The following is a 26,099-nucleotide window of genomic DNA, read 5'->3' as shown; positions in this document are numbered from 1 at the left end:
TGATTTTGAAAGGGTATGTGAAGGCATGCCCTTTTCCTTTAAAGGGAGTGATCATAATGAAAACAGAAATGGCTTCTCAAATAAATACTGAAATCAAAACCAAAAAAGAGTTTCATAAGTTGAAAGATTATATCGGGTCTTATCTTTTTGTTTTACCTGCACTTAGTTTCTTATTTATTTTCTCCATAGCGCCTATTCTCTATTTAATTTGGCTGAGCTTTCATGATTATAGCCTGCCGAATCCCGCTGTGTTTACTGGCTTGAAGAACTTTTCACAAATGCTTCAAGACAAGCTTTTCATTAAGAGTCTCGGAAATACAATTGTTTATACAGCCGGCTCCATGTTTTTAGGGCTGGGCGGCGCGATTGCTGTTGCTGTGCTTTTAAATAGAAAGCTTAGAGGCTTACGATTTTTTAAAGTGTTTTATTTTCTGCCGACGATCACCTCTGAGGTTATTACAGCCATGATCTTTTTGTGGATTTTTGATAACAACCTGGGCATCCTTAACTATTTATTGAAGATAGCAGGAGTCGAAACACCGCCGGCATGGCTTTTGCAGCCGACTACAGCGATGATCATTCTGATTCTGATTGGAGCATGGAGAGGCACAGCTTATAATATCCCGATTTTCTTGGCAGCCCTTCAGGCAGTACCTCAATCTTTATATGAAGCAGCGAGGATTGATGGAGCTAATTCCTGGAAGCAGTTTATACATATTACACTGCCATCGATCACCCATATATTAGTTTACACCATGGTTATGTCTGTCATTGGATCGTTCCAGGTCGTAGCGGTTGTGGATATTTTGACAAATGGCGGACCAATGGACAGCACGATGGTTGTCATTAAACATATTTGGCAGCAGTCGTTTGAATTTAACTATGTTGGCTATGGAGCTGCACTGTCACTTGTCCTATTCCCATTCTTGCTTGCAGTGACTTGGCTTCAATTAAAGCTATCTTCCGGAAAGGACTAAATACGATGAAAAAGTCAAAAATTCTGAAAAACTTCATCCTGTATTTTTTGCTGACGTTTGTCTTATTCGTGTTTTTAGGTCCATATATTTGGATGCTGATGACGGCCGTGAAGTCTCAGGGTGATGTCATGGTTTGGCCGCCCAAAATTTTGCCAACAGAATTTCATTGGGAAAATTTCCTGAGAATCTGGCAGGAAACGAATTTGCCGAGAGCTTTCTTAAACAGTTTTGTTGTATCAGCTTTAGCTACAATTATTAACGTATTATTGGCGTCATTGGCGGCTTTTGCCTTTGCAAGACTGACCTTTCCGGGAAGAGATAAGCTTTTCCTATTAGTGCTTGCGACAATGATGATTCCTTCTGGCTTAATGGTTGTTCCGCTCTTTTTCATGATGAAAAATGTACCGTTCGCTGGACCTGATGGATGGCTTGATTCCTATGCAGGACTCATTCTTCCCTTTGCAGTCACAGGCTTTGCCATTTTCCTGATGCGGCAAAATTTCCTTGCCATTCCAAAGGAATTGGATGAGCAGGCGACCATTGACGGCTGCTCTAAATTTCAAATTTACTGGAAAGTGATTATGCCTCTAAATAAACCGGCGATTGCTTTAGTGGCGATTTTCAGTTTTCTGAGTCACTGGAACGAATATTTATGGCCGTTGACGATTGCGAGGTCGCAGGAAATGTATACGATACAGATTGCTCTTAAAGCATTCCAGGGTCAATATAACATCGATTGGCCGTTAATCATGACGGGTGCAACCACTGCTGCTTTGCCGATGATTATCTTGTACTTTATCCTTCAGCCTCTATTTGAGCAAGGACTGGGAGGACTGGGTTCGGGAGGAAAAGAATCGTGAGCCGAGTTCACAAAGTCACCCTGTCTAAGGTGATCCATCATTCGCAGCAAGGGGAATACATCACCCTGCCTTTCTCTGTCCCAGACGATATTGAAGAAATAAAGGTAGAGCTGTCTTTCAGTCATGCTGATGAAAATATGATTGATTTGGGTTTGGAGGATCCCAATGGATTTAAAGGGTGGAGCGGCGGTGCCCGCAAGGACATTTTTGTCCGTGAAGACCGTGCCACGCCAGGCTACATGTTAGGTGAGCTTCCTGCCGGCGAGTGGGGGGTCATCTTGAATGCTTATCGTGTTCCTGGGTCGTGTGAGATCAATGTTCTAGTCACTCTTATGATGAGCAAAAAGAGATGGTTCAAAGGGGATCTGCATCTGCATTCCAATCACAGTGATGGTGCCTTTACTCTTGCAGAGGTGGTTGAAAATGTCAGGCAGGCTGATTTAGATTTTCTGGCTTTAACCGATCATAATACGTTCAGTCAAAACTACCACTATCCGCAGGTTGAAGATTTGGCTGTTATTCCAGCTGTTGAACTGACGACAAACCGCGGGCATTGCAACTTTTACGGCGTGCACAAGCCCTTTGCCGATTTTCGCTGTAAAACGAAGGAAGATGTTCAAGAGAAGCTGGATGAAGGGATGGCAAACGGCGCCGTTATTTCCATCAACCATCCGCACTGTTCGTTTTGCTCATGGGATTGGGGCCTGGAGCATTTCGATGTGAAAATAGTGGAGATTTGGAATGGCCCCTGGAGCAAACAAAATCAAGCGACTTTAACATGGTGGGATCTGCAATTGCAGCAAGGGAAGAAAATCGTGGCGATTGGCGGAAGCGATACCCATCGCCTTCATGAAACCATTAAATATGGAACGCCAACGACATGGATTTATTCGGATATGCATACACCAAGAAAGCTATTAGAAGCTTTAACAGCTGGCCAAGTGTGTATAGCAGGCCGTCCAAATTCCCCTTGGATTCAAATGCAGGCGGATGAGATATTGATGGGCGGTACTTTTAAAAGGAATCATGACAGGACATTTATAAAAATTGATATTCCGGAAAGTATTGGCGGTCTTTTGAAAATCATTACGGATCAAGGAAACGTTTTTAAAAGCCATAAACCCCCAGGAACATTGTCTAGAACTGTTGAGATTCCAGGGAACAGCGTTTATGTGCGTGCTGAATTATGGGATGTGGAAACGGACACTCCGATTGTCATCAGCAATCCGATTTATTTTTCATAAGAAGCGGTGGAAAGATGGATAGAATTTTTAAAGGCAAGAACAGAGCTCTAATTGGCGCGCATCGCGGTGCATCTGCGTATTGTCCGGAGAATACGATGTCGTCTTTTAAAAAAGCGCAGGAGCTGCAGGCTGATATGCTCGAGCTGGATGTCCAGCTGACCAGTGACGGGCATGCTGTTGTCTTTCATGATTTCTCACTTGAGAGGACAACCAATGGAACGGGATTTGTGAGCGAACACACTTTATCTGACTTGAAAAAATTAGATGCAGGTGCGTGGTTTTCAGAGGAGTTTGCTGATGAAGAGATCCTGGCACTCGAGGAAGTTTTAGCATGGGCGAAGGGGAAAATCGTGCTCAGCATCGAACTGAAGCAGATGGAGCACCTGAAAGAACCATTAGCTAAAAGAGTCACAGATTTAACCGGAGCTATCAAATGGAAGACCAAATCCAGCTCATGTCCTTTAACCATGCATCCTTAGCTGAAGCGAGGAGGCACAGCAAGCGCATCCTCACAAATGTTATCTGCTCCTCGCGATTAGCAGATCCTGTCCGTTATCTGAAAGAACTTCAGGCACAAGTATTAAATGTGCCGATAAATCAATTATCTCCAAGTTTAATAGAAGAGCTTCATCAGGCTGGCTATTATGTGCATGGAAGCATGAGCGACGATATCCGTGTATGGAAAACGCTTCAGGAATGGAAAATTGACGCGATGGACACGAATCTTCCTGACGTCATGATAAGAGAAAGAATGATTCATCATTCATAAGGGAGGCCTTTAAATGGAATTTCACAGTTTAAAAGGAATGATCGATCAAAAATATGTTGAGAAAGCATGCTCAAGGTTAATAATGGGGACGGCTCATTTCTATCAATATGACAGCAGGCAGCAGGCATTCGATATGCTGGATGAGTACTTCAGAATAGGCGGAAATATGTTTGATATGGCTCATCAGTACATAGACAGCGAGGTTATTTTTGGGGAATGGCTGCATTTGCGGAAGAATCGCAGTGAGATTCATATTTTAACAAAAGGGGCTCACCATGATGATGGTGAACCAGGTCCCCGTGTGAATCCGGCAGCTATCTCTAAAGATATCTCAGAAAGCTTAGAGCGATTGAATACAGACTATATTGATTTCTATGCCCTTCATCGTGATGATGAAAGTGTAGAGGTTGGCGTGATTATGGATGTGTTAAATCAGCATCTTGATGCAGGACAAATTCACGCGATTGGGGCTTCGAACTGGTCGCATCAGCGCATACAGGAAGCGAATGAATATGCTGCGGCGCATGGATTAATAGGGTTTACGTTTAATAGTCCGAACCTGAGCCTGGCAAAATGCAGGGAACCAAGATGGCCTGGGTGCATTTCAGTGGATGAGCACATGGAGAATTGGCACAAAGGTTCGCAGATGCCGCTGCTCTCATGGTCATCTCAAGCGGGCGGTTTCTTCAGCGGAAGATTTGCTCCTTATAAAAAAGATCATGAAGAAATGGTTCGGGTCTATTACACCGAGGATAATTGGAAAAGGTATGAACGGGCTAAGAAGCTTGCTGAAGACAAGGGTGTCACGGCTATTCAAATCGCACTCGCTTATGTGTTGAATCAGCCATACCAAACGGCAGCCATTATAGGACCGGAAAATACAGAAGAATTGATTTCATCTGTTGCAGGGTCCGCCATCAAGCTGACGGCTGAGGAAATGAACTGGCTCAATTTGATGGAACGAGAAGCAAGTGTTTAAGGAGAGGAGCGACTAGTATATGAAGCATAAATTCGCTGCCCAATTATATACGCTGCGAAATGAAATTCAGAATGATTTTCCAGGCACTTTAAGGCTGTTAAAAAAAATGGGCTGGGATGCTGTTCAAATTGATGGCCTGTATGGGTATTCACCTGAGGAGATTGCCGGGGTTCTTAATGAAACAGGCCTAAAAACGGCCGGCATGCATGTCAGCTTAGACAGGCTGAAGCATGAACTGGATGAAGTGTTACAGGAAGCGGGACTGTTTCAAACAGCAGAAATCATTTTGCCTTATTTAGACGACCATTTAAAAAATGAAGAAGGATACAAAAACGTCCGAAAAGACTTGCTCGCCGTATCAAAAAAAGCAGTGCCGCAGGGGTTTCGAATCGGCTATCATCATCACGATTTCGAGTTCCAAACTGAGATCGATGGGGAATATGCTCTGAATTATCTTCTGGCTCCACCAGAAATTTTTCCGGAAATTGATACGTATTGGGTGAAAAAAGCAGGACTTGATCCATTAAGTTATATTCGCCGCTTTCCAAATCAAATGCCGATTCTGCATCTGAAGGATATGACAAGTGACGGAAAAGAAAATTTTGCAGAGATAGGGGCAGGATGCATCGATTTTGAACCAATTCTAATGTGGGGAGAACAAAATGGTGCGGAGTGGTATGCGGTTGAACAGGATATTTGTGAAGGGAGCCCATTGGATAGCCTGGAGCAGAGCCTTTCATATCTGATCAAACTGACAGCCAAATGGCAGACAAACAAGGGGTGACATTCATTTGAAAGAGATTGAAGTTGTTCATGTCGTATTTAAAACACATCTTGATATCGGCTTTACAGATTTAGCTGAAAATGTCACGAATCAATATATTCAGTCCTATATTCCGAAGGCCATTGAATTAAGCCGGGAGCTTGAGAAGGAGAAAGGCAGTGCCGGGTTTGTATGGACTACGGGCTCATGGCTCATTCATGAATACCTAAAACGGGCAAATGCTGATGAAAAAAAGGTCATGGATGATGCAATCTCAAGAGGTTATATCGCCTGGCACGGCCTTCCTTTCACGACACATACGGAATTGATGGACAAAAATCTGTTTAAATACGCATTAACGATCTCGAAGAATCTTGATAAGAAGTATGGGGAAAAGACGATTGCCGGAAAAATGACAGATGTCCCGGGACATACAAAGGCTATGATTCCACTGCTCGCTGAAAGTGGAATCAAGTATTTGCATTTTGGAGTAAACCCGGCCTCAAAGGTCCCTTCCGTCCCTAACCTGTTTGTATGGAAAGCGGATGATGGCTCTGACGTCATTGTTAATTATGCAGACAATTATGGGGATGTCTTAAGGATTGATGGATTGAATGAGGTGATGGTATTTGCCCACACCGGCGACAATTGCGGACCGCCATCAATAGAGGATATCAAACAAGAGTTTACTAGATTAAGAGAACGCTTCCCGAATGCCAGTATTAAAGCGTCTACTATGGATGCCTTTGCAGAAAAGCTTCTCACGATCAAGCATACACTTCCAGTTGTACATGAAGAGATAGGCGATACATGGGTTCATGGAGCCGGCACCGATCCCAAAAAAGTTGCGGAATACCGTGAGCTGATCAGGCTTCGAAATACATGGATCACACAAGGCAGACTTGAAGAAGACAGCGAAGAATTCAAGGAGTTCTCGGATTGGTTATTGTTAATTCCTGAGCATACATGGGGCCTTGATGAAAAAAAGTATTTAAATGACTATAAACATTATGCAAAACAAGATTTTAAGTCGGCTAGAGAGCGCGACTTGATTTCAAAAGATGCAGTTCCTGATAAATACGGCTATATTGGTTCATTTGCGATGCATGAATTTGATAATATGTCCAAGCAGCTTTTTTCAACCACATGGGAAAATAGAAGCTACAGCTTATTTGAAAGCTCATGGAAGGAGCAGAGGGGGTTTCTTCAAAAGGCTGTTTGCGCGCTTTCTTCTGACAAACAGCAGGAAGTGAAGACAGCACTTGAGGCATTAGTGCCTGTTAAAAATGATGAGAATTTTTTAGAGGAAATAAGAACAGGCGCTGTTTATTCACTTGGTGAGTTCCAAGTATCATTCTCGGATGATGGCTCCATCTCCCGATTACTTGATCGATCAGGTAAAGAGTGGGCAAATCATGATCATCGGCTTGGGGTATTTTCCTATGAATCCTTCGGAGCAGAAAACTATCAGACGTGGTTTAAGCAGTATGTAGAAAATCTTTATCAAACCTACCGCTGGTCAGAAGCAGATCAAGGGAAGCCGGGCATGGAGCTGGTAGAGCCCATTCCTGTACATACTCTCTATCGTCCTGAATTAATTTCCCTGACAAAGCATAAAGATCAGAGCTTAGATCGAGTCTATGTAAACCTTCGTTTGCCAGTTCAGGCTGCAGAGCTGTACGGTGCTCCAAGAGAAGTTGAGATTATCTATACATTTTTAAAGCATGAGCCAATAATTGATATTGAAATGAATTGGTATGGAAAAGATGCAAACCGTCTTCCTGAAGCGATATGGTTCTCATTTAGTCTGCAGGTAGATAATCCGTCTCTTTGGAAAATGGATAAAATGGGCACCCTGATTTCTCCGTATGAGGTTGTAAAAAACGGCAACCGCAACCTTCATGGCATTCAGTCGGAAGTAACTTACCATGGCGCCGACGGATGGGCTGTCATTGAAACAAAGGATGTCCCTCTTGTGTCTCCAGGAGAGAAACGATTATTACAGCTGGATAATAAACCTCCGAATTTAGAGAACGGCTTTCATTTTAATTTATACAACAATGTATGGGGAACGAATTTTCCAATGTGGTACGAAGAAGATGCCAAATTCAGATTTTCATTGAAACTTCATTCATATGATTTTTAATAGATCGTTTAAATAATAAACCTTGGTGAGCTAGATCCTCACCAGAGGTTTTTTATTTTAAAAAATAATTTCAATTTTCCTGTTGTGCACGAGAAGCATAGACAATATGATTAATCTTATACAAGTTTATGGGATGGTGGGGGAAAATGAACATCGGAGTCGATTTAGGCGGTACAAACATTCGGGTGGCAGTGATTGATGATAATGGGATTATTTTAGAAGAGCTTGGATGCCCTACAGAAGCGGGGAATGGGCCGCTTCCGGCTATTGAAAAGATCATTGCAATGATTCAATCATTGCAGGAAAAACATGCTATACGATCAGTAGGTATTGGTGCGCCAGGACCACTGGATGCAAAAAGGGGAATCATTATAGAACCTCCTAATCTTTCTAGCTGGAAAAATATTGAGTTAACAAAAATGATTGAGTCGGCCATGCATTTGCCGGTGTATCTTGAAAACGATGCCAATGCAGCTGCACTTGCAGAAGCACTGATCGGTGCTGGCAAAGAAGCTGAAAGCGTATTTTATATTACCGTTTCTACAGGCATTGGCGGGGGATACGTATATGACGGCAAGCTAATACCAGGTGCTCAGGGAAACTGCGGTGAAATTGGAAATATGATAGTAGATCCACATGCAATAGATGCTCCTAACCTTAACAAAGGAGCGTTAGAGGCACTTGCAAGCGGCACGGCAATTGGGAGAAAAGCTGAGTCTGTATTTGGGCCGGGCCACGGTGCAAAAGAAGTGTTCCTGTTTGCTCAAGAAGGCAATCAAGAGGCAGCTGAGATTATTGATGAAGCGCTGAGCTATTTGGCAATGGGGATTGCCAATATTGTTCATACTTTAAATCCGGAGGTTATCGTTCTTGGAGGCGGAGTGATGAAATCAAAGGATTTGATGCTAGATCCATTAAAAGAGAAAGTGCTTCCGCTTTTGTACCCTAGTCTTAGACCCCATCTGCAATTAAAGCTTGCTTTATTGGATCAGAAAGCTGGAGTTGTCGGGGCGGGAATGATTCCAAGGCAATTTATGCAGAATTAGTTAGGTTTACTCTTTTAAAGAATAAAGATAAAATTCTTAATAAGTTAGGAATTAGGCTTAATAAAAAAGAGGTGCTATTATGTTTTTTAAGGATAATCATAATAGTAAAAAACCACGTAGATATAGCGTGTTGCCACTGACTATCAAGGTTCAGGCGGGAGTAGTAATACGGCAGGCGTGAAAATCCAATTGGAATATGATTTACTGAGTGGTCAATTTCTTAACGCGCAGCTTGGACCAGGAAAGAATAATGATAAAACATATGGTACTACCTGCCTTATAATCAAAAATTGCTGCAAAAGCAGACCGAATAAAGAGAAAATTGACAGCATATGAGCTGTCAATTTTTCAATCTATACCGATTTATACTGGCTGCAATATAAGCTTGCAGTGGATTTAAAATTAAGTTCGAAAATTTATAAAAAATTTTGTTTTGATAATGCCAGATTCTCTTTCGCGGGGAATTTGTGTGCATCCAGTAAAAATACTAAATACCAACAGTAATGAAACGGCCATCCTTCTCCTCAATATGTTTTCCGCCTCCTATAAACCAGCTTTTTGGTTATTTCTTCATTTTTCCAAAAATTATGTTCATTCAAACATATCTTATTTATATTGGATAGCTTTGTAGAAAAATACTGAGAAAGCTTGTATGTACATATCCATATGTAAAAACTTTACAAAAATCTTACATGAGTTAGGTTGTGAACTTATGCGAATTTGTGTTATTTATAGAATAAGTAAAAAAATTAAGAAATACCAAATTTGCCTAATAACTAAAGCAGGTGAAAATATTGTTAGCTCATGAGCGTCATGAAAATATAATGGAATGCTTGCGGAAAAATAAGTCTGTCAAGGTGTCTTCGATCACAAAAATGTTTGGTGTGTCTACCGAAACAGTCCGCAGGGATTTTGAATATCTCGAGAAAGAAGGGTATATAAGAAGGGTGCGCGGTGGAGCGGTTTTAGATAATGCGAACAGTCAAGAAATCAATTTCTCATTGCGGGAAACCAAAAATATTGAGGAAAAGATGGAAATAGCGAAGATTGCTGCACATTATGTTACAGAAGGACAATCCATTGCATTAGATGTCAGCACAACAAATACCGAATTGGCGAAAGAATTAAAAAGCAGGTTTCAAAGACTTACCGTTTTAACAAATTCCTTAATCATTGCCAAAGAACTTTCAGAAATGCCTCATTATACGATTTTGATGCCCGGGGGTGTACTCCGAAATGAAGAATTATGTCTAGTAGGTTCTTTGGCGGAAGAATTTTTTAAAGGATTTCACATTGATACTTTTTTTATGAGCATCAGTGGTATTTCCTTGACGGAAGGGCTGACGGATTACGGGTTAGGTGAATTCCAAGTGAAAAAGAAAATGCTTGAGAATTCTCAAAGTTGCATTGTGCTGGCGGATAGCAGTAAATTTGATGTTGCATCATTATTGAAAGTCTGCCATTTTGAAAGGGTTGACCGTATTATTTCTGATTCAAATCTATCCGAAAAGGTACTGCAGAAATATAAAAAAGAAGGTATTGAAATTGTGAATAAGATTAATTTGAAGGAAAAGTAGCCGTCTACTTTCCTTTTTTTTTATGTGTTTTTTAAACTCATTTTATCTCATTTCAGCTTCTCTCCTCAAATTTCAAGCAGCAAAGTAAATCTTTATTTTTTGCAGCCAGGAAAATAAAATCCACCATCAGCTATTTATTGTGTAATTGTGTGTTTATGTGTAATTTTGCATAAAATCAACAATAATTTACACGGTATTTACAGAAAATTAATAATGATTGTGTATTATTTGTTTATACAAGAGGTAATTTGTGTGTCTGTGTTATATTTTATGTTGTTTTGAGATGGCACCATTTCAGTTTAATGAGAGCAGTAGAAGGAGAAAATCAAGGTTCCAATATTGGAAACGAAAGGGGGATTTCCGTGACGGAAAATCTCCTCTCATCCCGATCGATGGGAGGATGCCCGCCATCTTTGTAAAGCGGGGCGACCTTCTCCAGCACAATGGAGTCGTCGACATGATCGATATAATCAATATTCCGCATCAAAGTTTCGCTACGGTTTTGTTTTTTACTCAATTTTACAAGCTTTTTGAACAGACTCTTAAAATACTTAAAATATGGAGGTTTTCTGTAATGAAAAGAATTTTATCTATTACCCTCGCATTCACGATGATATTCGTTATGTTATCGACCACCGCAGACGCACTTACAAACAAGTCGGACGACAATATCGTCAAAATCGACAATATGCAGCCGGTTTACGGTCAAACGATCACCGCCAGTGTAATCATGGATGATGATTCAATGGGCAAAAATCTAACTTTTCAATGGCAAGTACAGGAATCACGTATAAGCGATAAATATATTAATGTCAAATCGGGTGGTACATCCAAAAGCTACACCGTAACGTTAAATGATATTGGTAAAAAATTACGCGTTGTAGTTGGTTTACCATCAAATGGTGACAGAAAAACTTCATTGCCCACGAACGCAGTATTAAATGCCAACCCCCTTATTGCATCGATGAAATTCGACAATAATTTAAAGGACGATGCAAATCAAGAGAACTTGGAAGGGAAAGGAAATTATAGTTATGTAGACGGTGTATTACCCGGGACCAAAGCTCTGCACTTAGAAAGCGGAGACGGCAATTATGTCGGTACGAAGCATAGCTTGAATTTTGGTAATGACAGTTTTACCACATCCTTCTGGTATAAGGGTGACACTAACAATAATCAGGTCATATTATCAAACAAGGATTTTACTAAGAGCTCTAACGAAGGCTGGGCGATTTATACATCAGCCAATTCGGTCAATATGAATTTAGGATTCCCGACCACATCAGTAAAATTTGGGCGCGACACGTTTAATGCTTCCGAATGGCGTTACGTGACATTTGTTGTAGACAGAGATAAAATGCTCGGATCGTTGTATATTGATGGTTACAAAATGACTGAAACTTCGCTTGGGATCGGAACTTTAGATACATCGAACCCATTAAATATAGGTAGCGACGGATTGGGCAAACATGGCGGTAATTCATTCGATATAGCTGATCTGAATGTTTGGAAAGGTGCATTTAGCAGCGATGTAGTTCAAGCTAATTATAAGAGTTACGCTGTAAATAAAGTAGATGTGAATGCACTTAACGACACAATATCAGAAGCAAATACAATAATAGCAGACGGTCTCGGCAAAGGCTTCAGCCAAACCGATTTTGATCATTTGAAAAAGGTTTTGAATACGGCAACTACGGTTGCAACAACGCAAAAAGTAAAATTATATACACAGGAAACCATCAATTATTACGTACGTGAACTAAAAAACGCCTTATTCATCTATCAAAAAAGCAATAAAACATTAACTCCCGCCGGTTTAAATATGATTGTGGACAGCGACCCGGAAATCAGTGGTAATCCCGCAACACACGCGCGCATTGAAAAAGATTACAGAACAGAACTGAGACTATTCCCACAGGCCGACGTACTCTTTATTCCTGGCGACGTTACCGGCGGTAACAGAGCTGAGGAATATGTGTGGATGAAGCACCTGACAGACGTACACAATAAACTTAAAAGTGAGGGACTGTTTGACAATACGAAGCTTTATATGGTAAGAGGCAACCATGATATGGCCGGCTCCCAAAATTTAATACCTATCGGTTCGGCGGGCGCGTGGAACGAGTCAACGAATTCATACGATAACAACTTCTATAACGATGCTTATAGGGTAAAGGTAAAAGGATATAATTTTGTGGGTTTTGACGGAAATTTTAACAACAGCAATACGGTGGGAAAAACCAACAATTTCCTCGACCAAATTAAAAAAGAAGAGGATTACGATCCAACCAAACCGATATTTGTATCTTCTCACTACCCTATAAGCGGAACCGCGTGGGGATCGGCATGGAGCAGCGCGGGAAGTAATGCTGTAGGTAAATATATTGCGGACAATAATTTTTCGCAGGTGGTATATATGTCAGGTCATACGCAATACGACCCGACCGACGAACGTTCTCACTATCAAGGTGCGGCTACGTATCTCGACAGCGGTGCGAGTTCATATTCCAGTTATATTGATAACGGTCCGTACGGCGGATATATAGAAGGCTCGTATATCAACTACCATACCACACCCCGCATCGCGAATTTCATAGAGGTTTACGGTTCAAAAATTATCATCAAACAGTATAATTTAAGTACAGATGAATATGTAGGGACACCTTCTGTAAAAGTCGTTGGTGAAGGCAAAGATGCCTTTACCTATAGCAGGAGCGATATAAGAGAACTCATAGCTCCGCAGTTTGAAGAGGGTATTACGGTCGATTCCTACAAAAACAACGAACTTGCTTTTACAATAAAGCAAGCAAATGACAATGTGCGCGTTTTGGAATATAATATTCAGCTTATCAACAAGCTCACCGGGAAAGTGGACAAATCGTTTAACAGCCTTTCACTGCCGCTAGACAAACCATTCGATGAATACAGACATTATAAGTTTACAGATTTGTCGCCGACTACTCCATATATACTCAGGGTATTCGCCGACGATTCCATGTATAACCGTTCGTCGCAGGACATTGACATTGAGGCTCAAAGTGTTAATTTAAACAGCATCACTGCGCCTGCTGACTTAACAGGGTTGACAATCGGAACGGCGAAGACAGCGGACGCCCTTGGCTTGCCAAAGACAGTATCCTTGGATACTGATGCAGGCAGGGGAGAAGCCAATGTGACATGGAATGTAGATGCTTCAAACTATGATCCCACTGTAAAGACTGCACAAACCTTCGCTGTCAATGGAACTGTAACTTTGCCAACTGGGGTGAAAAATCCCAATAACGTGCCTTTGACAACAAGCATTAAAGTAACGGTTAATAAGATCCCTCAGTCTCAAATGACGGCAACGGCGACAAGTCAGGAAACGATTGGTGAAAATAATTCAGCATCCATGGCGATTGACGGAGACCCACAAACGTTTTGGCATACAAAGTGGGATAAATCTGATGTTCTCCCCCAATCGATCACCTTAAATCTTGGAGGAACTTACGCAATCGATAAGGTCGCGTATTTACCAAGGCCATCAGGCAGCAACGGAAATATTACAGGATATAACGTTTATGTAAGTACAGATGGAGTGGCCTTTACTAAAGTTGCAAGCGGAACTTGGGCAAACGACAATGCGGAGAAAGTAGCAACTTTTGATCCTACAGATGCATCATATGTCAAGCTCGAAGCGACGGCGGGTGTTAACGGCTGGGCAGCGGCCGCGGAGATTAGCGTCCTTGAAACAGAAACTGTAAAGAATTAGCTTCTAACTTAAAAGAATTTATTGTATTGAATCGTATTAAATTGAAGGCTCAAAGCGGGAAGCACATCTCAAGCGAAGCGGCTGAATATTTGCTGCGAGACGCTCAATATGTATTGACACAAAAGTAGAGCAATTCAAGTGTTTGAAACCAAAAGTATACACGCAGGTGTCATCACATAATCGAAATTTAGGATGGATCGGTAATGAAACTGGGGGAGATCAATTTTCTCCCCCTCATCGATTTGGACGATTAATGGTATCAAAGGTGTACTAAAGCTGCATTTCCTCGCTCTGCAACGGGATACCGGCTCATATTTCATATGTAATGTGACAGTCGCTGGCGCCGTCGGTGTAGAAATTGACCTAATTGTTGTCCAGTCGGTTGTTGTGAAAGATATTGACAGACACTGGGGGTAAAGACGCCATTGAGAAGCTTGCTAGCGCAGGAGTGATTACCGGATATGATGACGGGACGTTCAAGCCGAACAAAACGATTAACCGTGAAAAAATGGTTATTATTCTATCCCGTATTGTGGACTTAAGTAAAGTGGACAAAGATGCTTCCAAAGGCAACTTTGCGGATATAGCAAGCGCAAGCTCTTATGCAGCAAATCAAATCAAGGATGCGGAAAAAGCGGGAATCATCAGCGGCAAGGGCAATGGCTTATTTGATCCGAAGGGCAACTCCACACGCGCAGAGGCGCTTACGATCGTTCTGTACGCATTGAACCTTAACCCTCAAGTAAAAACACTCTTGGACAGCTTGAAATAAGTCGAGCAACATGTTCAAGCTGCAGAATGAACGTTCGTAACCGGATAAACTATATTGCAGATTGTAATACTAACATTTCATGAAAAGAGGTTCCGCTATGAAGCAGCGTTCATTTCTGTCCATGTTCATCATCATGATCTTATTATTTTTTGGGACTGCCACAACTTCACATGCGCATTCCATAAATATGAATTACTCGGATTTAAACATTGAAGGGAACGAGATTCTCTATGATCTTTTTATAGAACAAACAGACTTGTTTCCACAATTCGGTACTGACTTGGATAATCTGGTGAACGATGAACAGGCCTCGCAAAAAATCGAATCCTATCTACAGAAAGGTCTTCGCATAGATGCGGATTCGAAGCCCTTAACGATGGAATTGGTTTCGATGAACATGGCGCAAAAGGGTGCCGTAAGAGGCATGGAATTTCAACTGACGTTTATCGCCGATGAAGAAATCGAACAATTTAATCTTCATTACGATCTGGTGTTTGACGATGCGCCTGCTCATACGAGTGTACTCATGGTCCATGCAGGGGAATATTTTCAGCAGGATATGATTGATAGCACTAATAGAGATATTCTGATCAACCTTTCCCAGGACCTTCCTAAGGACCCTCCCCAGCCTGAAACTGGATCCGTCCTATGGAAATACTTTGTACTTGGAATCGAACACATTTTGACCGGGTACGATCATTTGCTGTTTTTGTTATCCTTAGTATTAATCGCATCTCGCTTAAAGGATGCGTTGAAAATTGTTACTGCTTTTACAATCGGCCACAGCATAACACTATTCTTGGTGGCCACCGACCGTATTCAGGTCAGTTCGCATTGGGTCGAAGCCTTGATTGCCCTGACGATCTGTTACGTGGCCGTGGAAAATATGTTTGTTCAAAAGGCGAAATGGCGGTGGATATTGACAGCCATATTTGGCCTGATTCACGGTATGGGCTTCGCCGGGGCTTTAGCTGAAACAGGACTTCCAAAAGGAAATCTGATTGGCTCACTCCTGACATTTAATTTAGGTGTGGAAGCGGGCCAGCTCATGGTCCTATGCCTATTACTTCCCTTCTTGCTATGGCTGCGAAGGTTCCCATGGTATCGTAAAATGATGATTTCAACGTCTTGCCTTATTTTTGTGCTGTCATTTTATTGGTTGATTCAAAGATTGTAATTAGGCCATTTATTGATCAATACGAGAGTTAGCGGTATTTTGCTAGCTCTTTTTTATTAAGCAAAGTTTATTAATTATCGGCGAAAAAAAACCTTGAGTATTTTCAAGGTTTTTTTTGTTGTTTTGTTATTGAGTGAAAGTGTTGGTTGTTTTTCTCAAGATGATTGTATGTTAGGTTATGAAAAATACTCTTAGAGCTCTGTACTATGCGAGAATATCATTTATTTGAAAAATATGTTCTGCTCGCCTCAACTAAAATATACACATTCCCAATTTAGCAGAGAATTGTCAGTTACGACACATTAAAAAAAAGATACATATATAAATAATGCTATTAATTTGCAAAGCTATAAATAATTAATCATTAGATTGGAGGCTGTGTTAATAAATCACTCTGTGACATTGAGGAATTATTTATTAGGGAGGAGAGAAACATTGACTAATAGTGTTAAAGGCAGAGAAACTAACCAGGTTCGTCTGCATGGCTATAATGTGAATGACATTAAAAATTGGAGTGCTGAGTCAGATCCCTTTGCAAAATATAATCGGTCCCGTGTTCCATTGGCAAAAAGAATTCCATTTTTTGCACCAGCTCAAGTTAATCCCAAACTCAGTTCGCGTCCACAGGTAATGAATTTATCTGCAGATTATGATAAATCAGCAATCAGTTTTAAATACGGTAAATCTTTTGCGAAGAACCTCCTTAAATTTTGGCAGTATACAGATATTTACGGGGCATGGCACGGGCTGCCTATTTTACATTCAGAAGAAGAGAGTGCTCAATATGGTGTTATCAATTTACCTAATCCCGCTTATACGGACGCTGCACATCGGAACGGTGTCTTGAGCTTAGGGAAATGGTTTTGGCCGCGTGAAGGCCAAAACTTTTCTGAATGGGTTGAGGAGAAAGAAGATCATACCTTTCCAGTTGCTGACAAACTGCTTGAAATGTGTGAATATTTCGGGTTTGATGGATACTTTATTAATCAGGAAGCTACTATCACACAAAAAGACAGTGAGAGTTTAATGAAAATGATGAAATACATGCAAAAAAAAGCATCAAAGCCTTTTCATGTTCAATGGTATGATGCAATTCTTAAAGATGGAAAGTTAAACTATCAGAATGAGTTTAACGAAAAAAATGAGATTTGGGTAAGAGATGGGGCAGAAAGGGTCAGCAACAGTATTTTCTTAAATTATGCGTGGAACGATAAGCGTTTGGAGTATTCTAATAGCCATGCTGAAAAAATAGGTTTAGACCCTTATACAGAAGTATTTGCAGGAACAGAAAATGATAAATATGGATATAACCCCCCATATGATACGAGATTAATATTCCCTGAGAACGGTGAGCCTAGAACTGGCTGGGCTCTGTTCGGCACAGATTTTGTATGGAATCGCTATGATAATAAATTGGACCCAGAAGATCAAGAAGAAGTATATAGACGAGAAAGACGTTATTGGTGCGGTCCAACAGAAAGTCCTTTAGATCCTATAGGGAGAACAGTATATAAGCCGTACAAAGATGAATATAAAGCAGTCAATCCCGAAGAGTTTCGCTGCTGGGACGGTGTTGCTCATTATATACCTGAGAGGTCTGTTATTGGTTCCTATCCTTTTCTTACAAGTTTCAATACAGGGCATGGGAAAAGATTCTTTATTAATGGGAAACTGGCAAGCACGGAAGAATGGAATAATGCCAGTATTCAAGATATTTTGCCAACATGGCAATGGTGGGTGACAAACAGCAGGTCAGATCATCCAATCTCTGTTTCTTATGATTACCAAACAGCCTACGATGGAGGCTCATCACTTAAAATAAGCGGAGATTTAACGGAGGATCAAACAGCAGAAATAAGACTTTTTAAGACATGCTTAACAGTAGATGATGATGTTTCTCTTTCATTTACATACAAAAGCAATCTAAAAGATCACTCAAAAGACTTTAAGTTTGGTCTTATTTTTGAAGATCAGCCTTATCAGTTCTATTGGGTGGATAGTGAAGAAAAAATGACATCTGATTGGACTGCCAATTCTCTTTCACTGGCTAACTTTAAAGGGAGAGTAATTGCAGCCATTGGAATGCAAGTTGCTAACGGCCAAAGAGATTATTGTCTGAATCTTGGTCAAATTCATTTGGCAAAAGGAGAAAAAACAGAAAAACCAAAAGAGCCAACCGGATTTACAATTGATCACCTGAAAATGAGTGAGGGAACAGCCGATGTATTCCTATCCTGGGACTTCGATGCGGAAAACGTCTTATTTTACGAAATATACCATGTAACAGGAGAAAGGAATCGCGAGTTAGTAGGAAGAATTTATGATGAAGTTTACTATATTCATCAATTAAAAAATAGAGATTATGAACGAAAAACCTATTTAGAACTGCTGGCTGTTAGCCCTGATCATTCGAGAAGCACGGCATTGTGCAAAGATATTGCCTGGTCAGTAAACTAGTTTCATCTCTCAAATTAGCTTTAAACAAGCAAAAAAATTTATCTTGCAGAATCATAAAATAAGGAGTGTATGCATAGTGAAAGTTGGAATTAGTTCTTATAGCTTATTAAAGGATATTACAAATGGAAGCCTTACCATATTGGATGCAGTACAATGGGTAGCTGATAATGGGGGTACTCATCTTGAACTCGTTCCATACGGTTTTTCGGTAGTTGACAATACCGAACTGGCAGATGCAATAAGAGAAAAAGCTCTTGATGCAGGAATAGAATTATCTGCCTATTCCCTCCCGGCTAATTTTATCCAGGAAACGGAACAAGCGTTTTTAGAAGAGGTAGACAGATTAAAAAAACATGTGGATGTTGTTAACCGAATGGGCATTAAAATTATGCGGCATGATGTTACTGCATTTAGACTAGAGCAAGAAGAAATGACCATACACTATTTTGAAGAGCACTTTGAGCAGATGGTAAGAGGAAGTCAGCTGATTGCTGATTATGCAGATCAATTTGGCATAACAACAACAATTGAAAATCATGGCTTCAACGTACAATCAAGTGATCGTGTACAGCGGGTGCTTCATGCTGTAAAACGGGATAATTTTAAAACAACACTTGATATAGGTAATTTCTTATGCATTGACGAAGACCCTCTGGTGGGAGTAAAGAAGAATGTAAAATATGCCAAGACAGTCCATGTCAAAGACTTTTATATACGCCCTTACTATGAGAATCCCGGTGGCGGTGACTGGTTCAGAACTGTAAACAATAATTATCTGCGCGGGGCTATTGTTGGGCATGGGGATATTAATATCCGTGAAGCATTAAGGCTGGTCAAGCAATCAGGCTACGATGGATATTTAACGGTAGAATTTGAGGGGATGGAAAACTGTCAGGAAGGCACCAGAATTGGCATGGATAACGTCCGCCGAATCTGGGATGAAGTTAAATTCTAGAATGTGAGTACGACAAAACAGAGCTGCTTATAAAGGAAGGGAGAGTTAAAATGGATACCAAGAAATTAAAGAATAAAACGGGTATTATTGTTGACAGTTTGCAATTGCCGCTTGAAGAAGGCTTAATAACAGCAAAAAAGCTCGGTGCGGATGGTGTTCAGATCTACGCTGTTTCAGGTGAAATGAGTCCTGAAAATTTATTATCAGCAGCCAGAAAAAATCTTAAATCAATGATAGAAGAATTAGGCTTAGAGATAAGTGCCCTTTGTGGGGACTTAGGCGGACACGGATTTCAAGATCATGGTCTTAACCCATTAAAAATAGAGAAATCAAAAAGAATTTTAGATTTGGCAGTAGAGCTGGGTACAAACATTGTGACTACTCATATTGGAATCATACCTGAGGATCCCGGCTCCAGAATATATGATTCTATGCAAAGTGCATGTGAGGAGCTGGGTGTTTATGCGAAGAGCTTGAATGCTTACTTTGCCATCGAGACAGGCCCTGAAACGGCTAAACGGCTGAAATCATTTTTAGACTCGCTCAGTACAAATGGTGTTTCCGTTAATTTTGATCCTGCAAATATGGTTATGGTAACTGGAGATGATCCAGTTGAGGGGGTTAAATTGCTTAAAGAGTATCTCGTCCATACTCATGTCAAAGATGGAATCCAATACAAACCAGTTGATCCAAGCTATGTTTATGGGTTCCTTGGCCATGACAGCGGAACAGATCATAAGAAAATTGCCGAGATGGTTAGTTCAGGAGAATATTTTATGGAAGTGCCGCTGGGTATGGGCCATGTGAATTTTACAGATTACTTTGCAGCTCTTCAAGAGGTAGATTACAGGGGCTACCTGACAATAGAAAGAGAAGTTAAAACAAATCCAATACAAGATATTACTGAAGCAATTGCTTTTATACAAAAGTTTAAGTAAACAATGGACAGGGGGAGGAATAACAAGTTCCTTTCCCTTTTTCATTTGTCTTTTTACAAAAAATATAGGATGTTTCTGTGGAAATATATTGATACAAGATTAGCAGAAATAGACGGTCTTTAATGGAAAGTAAATTCTTACAAAGCCTAGTCATAATACACATATTGTACGAACCACTAGGAATGGTAAACTGATGCAGAGCTTTTCAATTATGAGGTGCTCTTTTATTATCGGCAATAGATTTTTTTACAGATATGGGGGGATTTTAGTTGAAGCAGGTTCTGGTATTTTATGATGAAACGTTTCCATTTTCTGGATTAAGGCCAACACGTGAATGGTTAAATCTTTTAAAGGAAAAGTTTACTGTTGTGGATTCGAAGAATTTGGAAATGGAACTTAGGAATCCTGTATATAGCAGTTTTATCCACATGCATGGTCCTTATTTTCCTAAAAGATCCTGGGGCGATATATCGACATTTTTAGAAAAGGGTAAGGGGCTTTTATATCTTGGCGGTATTCCTTTTCGCGAGCCTTGTAACTTTACAAATGGTTCGTGGGAAATAGAAAGAGAACAAACCGGTTATCACATGCATTTAAACATACATGAAGCGCTCTCAGTAAAATCTGGAGATGTAAAAACCCTGAATCATAATAAGGAAATTCCATTACTTGATGGCTTTGAAGCTCTATTTTCTAAAGAAGACACCTATAATTTTATTTTGCATGTAACAAAAAAAAGTTCAATAGAAAAAGAAATGGGTTCTAACGGACCTATGGATGCCAGGATTTACCCTTTGCTTACAGGTGAAAATAAGGGAGAAAGAAAAATAACGGCTCCTGTTGTATTGATAGAAAATTATAAGGGGAAATTTCCGGGCGGAAGATGGATTTTTATTAATCAAGAGCTGTCTAATTCTTTTTATCATGAACAAAGCATTCACCTAATAGAAAGTCTTTCCCAATACATTAACTGCGGCGTTACAGAAATTTGGCTGAAAACTAATTATGCCTGTTATGAATTGAATGAATCACCGGCAATTTCCCTTCAATTTCAGTCAATTCATAAGAAGAGCACAGAATGGACTTTTGAGATAAAAATTACAAAAGATCATGCTGAAGTATTTACTCATAGTTTTAATGCAGCTGTTTCAAGCTACTTGGATTTTAAAAGAATTCATCCTGACCTTACAATCTCACCTGGCTTATATGATGTTGTGTGTACGGCGACATCAAATGAAGGAGAAAAAAGGATTTATAAGCAGGGATTCTGGGGAATGGATCGATCTTTATTAAGTAAAGGGGAGCCTTTAACAGTCGATCGGGATTATTTCCGAAAGAACGGGAAGCCTTTACCTATTGTCGGCATGACTTACATGACCTCAGATGTATCGCGCTATTTTTTATTTCTGCCAAACCCTGCGGTCTGGGATCGTGATTTTGCCCAGATGAAAAAGGCAAATATTAATTATGTAAGAACAGGCATCTGGACCGCTTACCGCAACATAATGTTTGTTGACGGGCACGTAAGTGAGGAAGTCTTGAGAGCTTTAGATGCGTTTGTTCTTTGTGCGAAAAAATATGAAATTGATGTTACGTTCTGCTTTTTCTCATTCACACCGGAAATGTGGGATGGAGAAAATCCATACTTAGATCCAAGGAGTGTAGAAGCGCAAAAACGGTTTGTTACAACATTTGTGCAAAGACATAAAGAGACGAAGAATTTAAATTGGGACTTAATTAATGAGCCATCTATGTTTGATCCAAATCGGGGATTTTCAGGACCGAGATCTCTTCATGATTCGTACGATAAAAAGGAATTCCGCAATTGGTTAAAGAGTAAACATCAAACGATTGAAAACCTTCAAGAAAATTGGAATGTAACTCCGGCAGAAATTTCTGATTTCAACAGCATCAATACCCCTGAACCTAGTGAGATCAATTCACATATTCAAAACATGGCTTGGGGAAATCGCGGACTAAAATGGTTCGACTATACCTTCTACACCATGGATATGCATAATAAATGGGCAAAAGATTTAACAGCAGCAATTAAGCATTTCACACCAGATCAATTGGTCACAGTGGGACAGGATGAAGCTTTGACGTCTCAAAGACCCTCACCGATGTTTTATGAAGAGGCTGTAGACTATACAACGAATCACTCTTGGTGGTTTATGGATCAGCTTTTATGGGACAGCATCTTTACTAAAGCTCCAAATAAACCAAATTTAATTCAAGAAACAGGAATCATGTATGTCGAGCGTCCAGATAATCTCGCAAAGAGAAACGAAGAAGAGTTAAGGAATATTCTCGAAAGGAAATATGCTTATTCTTTCGCTGGGGCCGGGGCTGGCGCTGTTCAATGGATATGGAATACAAATTATTTTATGAACAATATAAATGAGTCTAATATCGGAGCATTAAGAGCCGATGGCACAGAAAAGCCAGAGGCTAATGTATCGTATGATTTTGGGGCGTTTATGAAAGACATCAGCCACATATTTGAAGGAAGAAAGATTGAAGAAGTGGCTGTTATTTTCCCATTTTCCAATGATTTTTCAAATAGGCGTTTGGCTTTTGATTCTACTTCACGATTAACTAGAGTTATGGCCTATGAATTAAATGTAGCTTTTCGGGCTATAAGTGAATATCATCTGGATGATTTAAGGATAAATCCGTCTAAATTAATCATAGTGCCAAGTGCGCATACCTTTAATACAAATGCTTTTGAAAAGCTTCTTGAAATAGTGGAAGCTACTGAAGCTACATTGCTATATACCGGACCAATAAGCTTGGATGAGTATTGGAATAAGACTGAAAGAGCAAAGCGTATTGTCGGTAAAACTTCAGTTGGAAATATTAGAAGAGAAGAATTTATGTTCATTAATAATACAAGGCATCTCGCATCGTTCCCAGACAAACGAATAGCAGAAGTTATAAAGGAGATCCCGCTTGATTGTATACAGCCAACAGAGATTCAGCAATATAATATCGGAAAAGGGAAGCTTTTGTGGTCACCGTTATCAATTGAACTAAACGAAAGAAATGAACCAATTTCCAGCCTTTATAAGCATGCTTTGAATATTGCTGGTGTCGCTGAAGATTTAAAATGGATAAAAGGCGATTACCCAGGTATATATGGGCGCAAGCTCAGTTTTCATTCTGGGGATCTGTTTATCTTTGTTTCGGAATGCGGGGAAGATGTTGAGATGGAAATACAAAATACACAAAACGGATCAACATATGAGTTCCTGCTGGAAGCTGAACGGTCTGTGCTGTTTGCAGCCGGGAAGGATGGAAAGCTAATAGGTGTATATCGGGACCATGAAGTATCTGCAGCGGTCATTCAATCTGGTTTCACTCACATTAAGTAGAAAGAAGAAAAGAAGCCTTTTCACATTCAGGAAAAGGCTTCTTGTGTTATTTTGACTGTCCCTCAGTTATTCCGTGGCTTTTGTATATAATTTTCTGAATTGACCAGGTGTAATTCCTTCAGAGTTTTTGAATTTCCTGATAAAATTCGGTACGTCAATATATCCTACCTCAGATATAATTTTTTTAATTGAAGAATTAGTCTGCAGCAGTTGTTTCTTAACTTCGTCTGTCCGTAAGTTCCATACATACTGTGAGAAAGTTGTTCCTGTCTGTTCTTTTATAAAACGGCTCAGATAAGAGCTTGATAAGCCAAATTGCTCTGCCATTCCTTCAAGGCTTAATTCGTACTCAGCGTAGTGGGTTGTAAGATAATCGAGAATATTTTGCTCTAATTGATTTTTTTGAGATTCTTTTGTTTTTGAAATTTCTGCACAGATATCAATTGTCATTTCAATTAAGTTTTTTTCAATCTCGATAAATGACTGTCTTTCTATCAATTGATAGATTTTGCCGAAATTACAGGATACATTCATGTCATTCACTGTTTTAGTGATTGTGTTTACAACGTCATAGGTCATCCCTTTTAGTAAATGAATAGATGAACTGTTGTCTCGAAGCCAATTAAACAAAGTTATGATTGTTTCAGATGCAATTTCAGCATCCCCCTGTTTATAGCTCATCGACAATTTTAAAAGGTATTCTTTAGGGATCCACATTTTTTCATTGAGTTCATCTATTTCTGTAAATGCAATTATATCTCTTTTCTCGCTTAATTTTGCGAATTCCAAGGCTGCTGATGCTTCAATAAAAGAACGATTTATGTGATTAATTCCTTTATACGTTTCACCTACACCAATTTTGGGATTGGGATTGTGCTTCATTAGGATTCTTTGAAATTCATTAATAAGTCTTTCTTTAACAGAAGGATGATCAGAATTTCCATTGGCCACATAAACCATAGTCTTATTATTAATTAATTCAACACTAAAAATAGTCACCTCTTTTATTAAACTGCTTGAGGAAAGCTCAAGTTCCTTCATATCAATGGTGCTTAGCTGCCTGCTTGTTAATTCTGTCGTAAATACAAATGAATAGGGACCATCAATTTGAATGTTCAGCGATTCCAATAAGCCTTCTGACTGTATATATTTATCCATCTGTCCTTGCAAAAGCATCATTAAGCATTGATCACGTACGAGTGGCTCCTGATGCAATACGATTTTATTTAACTGTTCCTGATTGAGATAAATGTTTTCTAAAGTGCTGCGCACGGTATCCAGTTCGTTAATACTCGTAAATTGTAAGCTTTCATCTTTATTTTTAATAAATTCAATTATTTTTTTGATCGGACGATATTGGTATAAACCCAGCATGATGGCAAGAATTGAAGCCGCGGCTGCGATCCCAAGTATAATCAGCCATATAAACGTGCTGAATTTTGATACTTTTCCATAAAATTGCTCAGTAGGTATGGCTGCAACAAATGACCAGTTGCTTCTTTCTGAATTTACGGATGAAATAGAATAGGAGTTTCCATCAATTTTAAGTTCTCCAATAAATGATTTTTTTGAAGAAGCTATCTTTTCGATCTGGTTTAAATCGATGGTTTCGGAATACCTATTGTTGGTCGCAATTACTTTATTATTATGATCTAAAATAAATACTTTCCCCTCGTATGTACCAAGAATATTGTTAATCATGTCTTTAAAGAAAGAGTCTTTCAGTTTAAAAATGACACTGCCGTATTGCTTTACAGCCCCTGAGGGAAGCGGATAAATATAGGCGGTTGTATTGTTGGATAATTTCAGATTATTGCTTATAAAAGGGTAGGTTGAGGACTCTATATCTTTCAGAAATGTCTTCATTTCCGTATAGGTTGTCTTGTATTCTATGAATGTATTTGTTGACATTAGTCCTTCAGAAGAGTAAATATGATCCTGCTCATTATAGTAGAGATAAAGGTCCGTTATGATAGAGCTGTTTTCTTTATATTTATCCAGGCTTTTTATTGCCTCAGGATGATTTTCCTTCATCTTTATCATATAAGGAGTAAGATTTGGATCATATGATATTAGAGTTCCGATCTTGCTAAGCTCCTGCATGCGGCTGTCTATCAGGTTTTTCACATGATTTAAATTATGCAAATTTGACAGTTCAATTTCTTCTCTTATACTGGAAACAGAATTGTGATATAAAATGAAGGCCATTACAGAAAATGGAACAAAAAATATAATCAAATAAGAAAAGATGTATTGCAGCAATAATCTCGAAGTCATCTTTTTCATAGCAACACCCCTTTTAATCTTTTAATTC

Annotated in this window: 18 protein-coding genes and 1 pseudogene; 18 read left to right on the top strand and 1 reads right to left on the bottom strand. The window is 39.7% G+C overall.

Translation table 11 applies throughout. From position 1 onward, the window contains the following. Positions 1–56 precede the first annotated feature (56 nt). The 18 genes and pseudogenes from LIT25_24735 to LIT25_24650 all read left to right on the top strand — a co-directional run bounded on the left by LIT25_24735 (position 57) and on the right by LIT25_24650 (position 23,785). Positions 57–977 (top strand): sugar ABC transporter permease, encoded by a 921-nt coding sequence (locus tag LIT25_24735; GenBank protein ID USK33669.1) that lies wholly within the window; start codon positions 57–59, stop codon positions 975–977. 5 nt (positions 978–982) lie between these two features. After that, positions 983–1,837, top strand: a complete 855-nt coding sequence (locus tag LIT25_24730; GenBank protein ID USK33668.1) for a carbohydrate ABC transporter permease — start codon at positions 983–985, stop codon at positions 1,835–1,837. Next, positions 1,834–3,081, top strand: a complete 1,248-nt coding sequence (locus LIT25_24725; protein ID USK33667.1) for a CehA/McbA family metallohydrolase — start codon at positions 1,834–1,836, stop codon at positions 3,079–3,081. The genes LIT25_24730 and LIT25_24725 overlap by 4 nt, the downstream gene beginning before the upstream one ends. Positions 3,082–3,095: 14 nt before the next feature. Continuing rightward, positions 3,096–3,560: a hypothetical protein gene (locus tag LIT25_24720; GenBank protein USK33666.1), complete on the top strand. Its 465-nt coding sequence runs from the start codon at positions 3,096–3,098 to the stop codon at positions 3,558–3,560. Next, entirely contained in the window at positions 3,515–3,850 is a 336-nt protein-coding gene (locus LIT25_24715) for a hypothetical protein (protein USK33665.1), read from the top strand. The genes LIT25_24720 and LIT25_24715 overlap by 46 nt, the downstream gene beginning before the upstream one ends. Before the next feature lie 13 nt (positions 3,851–3,863). Next, the gene (locus LIT25_24710; protein USK33664.1) at positions 3,864–4,829 is read left to right on the top strand and encodes an aldo/keto reductase; all 966 of its coding nucleotides are present in this window, start codon (positions 3,864–3,866) and stop codon (positions 4,827–4,829) included. Between the two features lie 19 nt (positions 4,830–4,848). After that, the gene (locus LIT25_24705; protein USK33663.1) at positions 4,849–5,613 is read left to right on the top strand and encodes a sugar phosphate isomerase/epimerase; all 765 of its coding nucleotides are present in this window, start codon (positions 4,849–4,851) and stop codon (positions 5,611–5,613) included. Between the two features lie 7 nt (positions 5,614–5,620). Beyond that, positions 5,621–7,738 carry a DUF5054 domain-containing protein gene (locus tag LIT25_24700; GenBank protein USK33662.1) on the top strand — a complete coding sequence of 706 codons (2,118 nt, stop codon included), beginning with the start codon at positions 5,621–5,623 and terminating at the stop codon, positions 7,736–7,738. Between the two features lie 146 nt (positions 7,739–7,884). Next, a complete protein-coding gene (locus LIT25_24695) occupies positions 7,885–8,784 on the top strand; it encodes an ROK family protein (protein USK33661.1) in 900 nt (299 codons plus the stop codon). 129 nt (positions 8,785–8,913) lie between these two features. Further along, positions 8,914–9,063: pseudogene (locus LIT25_24690) on the top strand (transposase). Positions 9,064–9,578: 515 nt separating this feature from the next. Then, complete coding sequence (locus LIT25_24685; GenBank protein USK33660.1) at positions 9,579–10,361, top strand: DeoR/GlpR family DNA-binding transcription regulator; 783 nt, start codon at positions 9,579–9,581, stop codon at positions 10,359–10,361. A 283-nt stretch (positions 10,362–10,644) separates the two neighbouring features. Further along, positions 10,645–14,112, top strand: a complete 3,468-nt coding sequence (locus tag LIT25_24680) for a discoidin domain-containing protein (protein USK33659.1) — start codon at positions 10,645–10,647, stop codon at positions 14,110–14,112. A 397-nt stretch (positions 14,113–14,509) separates the two neighbouring features. Next, complete coding sequence (locus LIT25_24675) at positions 14,510–14,884, top strand: S-layer homology domain-containing protein (protein USK33658.1); 375 nt, start codon at positions 14,510–14,512, stop codon at positions 14,882–14,884. A 97-nt stretch (positions 14,885–14,981) separates the two neighbouring features. Beyond that, the gene (locus LIT25_24670) at positions 14,982–16,061 is read left to right on the top strand and encodes a HupE/UreJ family protein (protein ID USK33657.1); all 1,080 of its coding nucleotides are present in this window, start codon (positions 14,982–14,984) and stop codon (positions 16,059–16,061) included. A gap of 435 nt (positions 16,062–16,496) precedes the next feature. Further along, positions 16,497–18,518 (top strand): hypothetical protein, encoded by a 2,022-nt coding sequence (locus tag LIT25_24665; GenBank protein USK33656.1) that lies wholly within the window; start codon positions 16,497–16,499, stop codon positions 18,516–18,518. A gap of 76 nt (positions 18,519–18,594) precedes the next feature. Beyond that, entirely contained in the window at positions 18,595–19,473 is an 879-nt protein-coding gene (locus tag LIT25_24660) for a sugar phosphate isomerase/epimerase (GenBank protein ID USK33655.1), read from the top strand. Between the two features lie 50 nt (positions 19,474–19,523). Next, entirely contained in the window at positions 19,524–20,411 is an 888-nt protein-coding gene (locus LIT25_24655; protein USK33654.1) for a sugar phosphate isomerase/epimerase, read from the top strand. A 269-nt stretch (positions 20,412–20,680) separates the two neighbouring features. After that, entirely contained in the window at positions 20,681–23,785 is a 3,105-nt protein-coding gene (locus LIT25_24650; GenBank protein ID USK33653.1) for a beta-galactosidase, read from the top strand. Positions 23,786–23,851: 66 nt separating this feature from the next. Here the strand turns inward: LIT25_24650 and LIT25_24645 are convergent, their stop codons facing one another. Further along, positions 23,852–26,071, bottom strand: a complete 2,220-nt coding sequence (locus tag LIT25_24645) for an AraC family transcriptional regulator (GenBank protein ID USK33652.1) — start codon at positions 26,069–26,071, stop codon at positions 23,852–23,854. Between the last annotated feature and the right edge of the window lie 28 nt (positions 26,072–26,099).

Origin of the sequence: Bacillus sp. F19, assembly GCA_023823795.1 — a bacterium.
Classification (GTDB): Bacteria; Bacillota; Bacilli; order Bacillales; family Bacillaceae; genus Bacillus_P.
The sequence above is the reverse complement of the archived record's forward strand: the minus strand, read 5'-3'. Positions and strand labels throughout refer to the sequence as shown.

What these genes read in the sequence shown, in the direction of transcription:
- LIT25_24735 (USK33669.1), top strand. Translation starts at nt 57, where the DNA reads ATGAAAACAGAAATGGCTTCTCAAATAAATACTGAAATCAAAACCAAA.
- LIT25_24730 (USK33668.1), top strand. Translation starts at nt 983, where the DNA reads ATGAAAAAGTCAAAAATTCTGAAAAACTTCATCCTGTATTTTTTGCTG.
- LIT25_24720 (USK33666.1), top strand. Translation starts at nt 3,096, where the DNA reads ATGGATAGAATTTTTAAAGGCAAGAACAGAGCTCTAATTGGCGCGCAT.
- LIT25_24715 (USK33665.1), top strand. Translation starts at nt 3,515, where the DNA reads ATGGAAGACCAAATCCAGCTCATGTCCTTTAACCATGCATCCTTAGCT.
- LIT25_24710 (USK33664.1), top strand. Translation starts at nt 3,864, where the DNA reads ATGGAATTTCACAGTTTAAAAGGAATGATCGATCAAAAATATGTTGAG.
- LIT25_24705 (USK33663.1), top strand. Translation starts at nt 4,849, where the DNA reads ATGAAGCATAAATTCGCTGCCCAATTATATACGCTGCGAAATGAAATT.
- LIT25_24695 (USK33661.1), top strand. Translation starts at nt 7,885, where the DNA reads ATGAACATCGGAGTCGATTTAGGCGGTACAAACATTCGGGTGGCAGTG.
- LIT25_24680 (USK33659.1), top strand. Translation starts at nt 10,645, where the DNA reads ATGGCACCATTTCAGTTTAATGAGAGCAGTAGAAGGAGAAAATCAAGG.
- LIT25_24670 (USK33657.1), top strand. Translation starts at nt 14,982, where the DNA reads ATGAAGCAGCGTTCATTTCTGTCCATGTTCATCATCATGATCTTATTA.
- LIT25_24655 (USK33654.1), top strand. Translation starts at nt 19,524, where the DNA reads ATGGATACCAAGAAATTAAAGAATAAAACGGGTATTATTGTTGACAGT.
- LIT25_24645 (USK33652.1), bottom strand. Translation starts at nt 26,071, where the DNA reads ATGAAAAAGATGACTTCGAGATTATTGCTGCAATACATCTTTTCTTAT.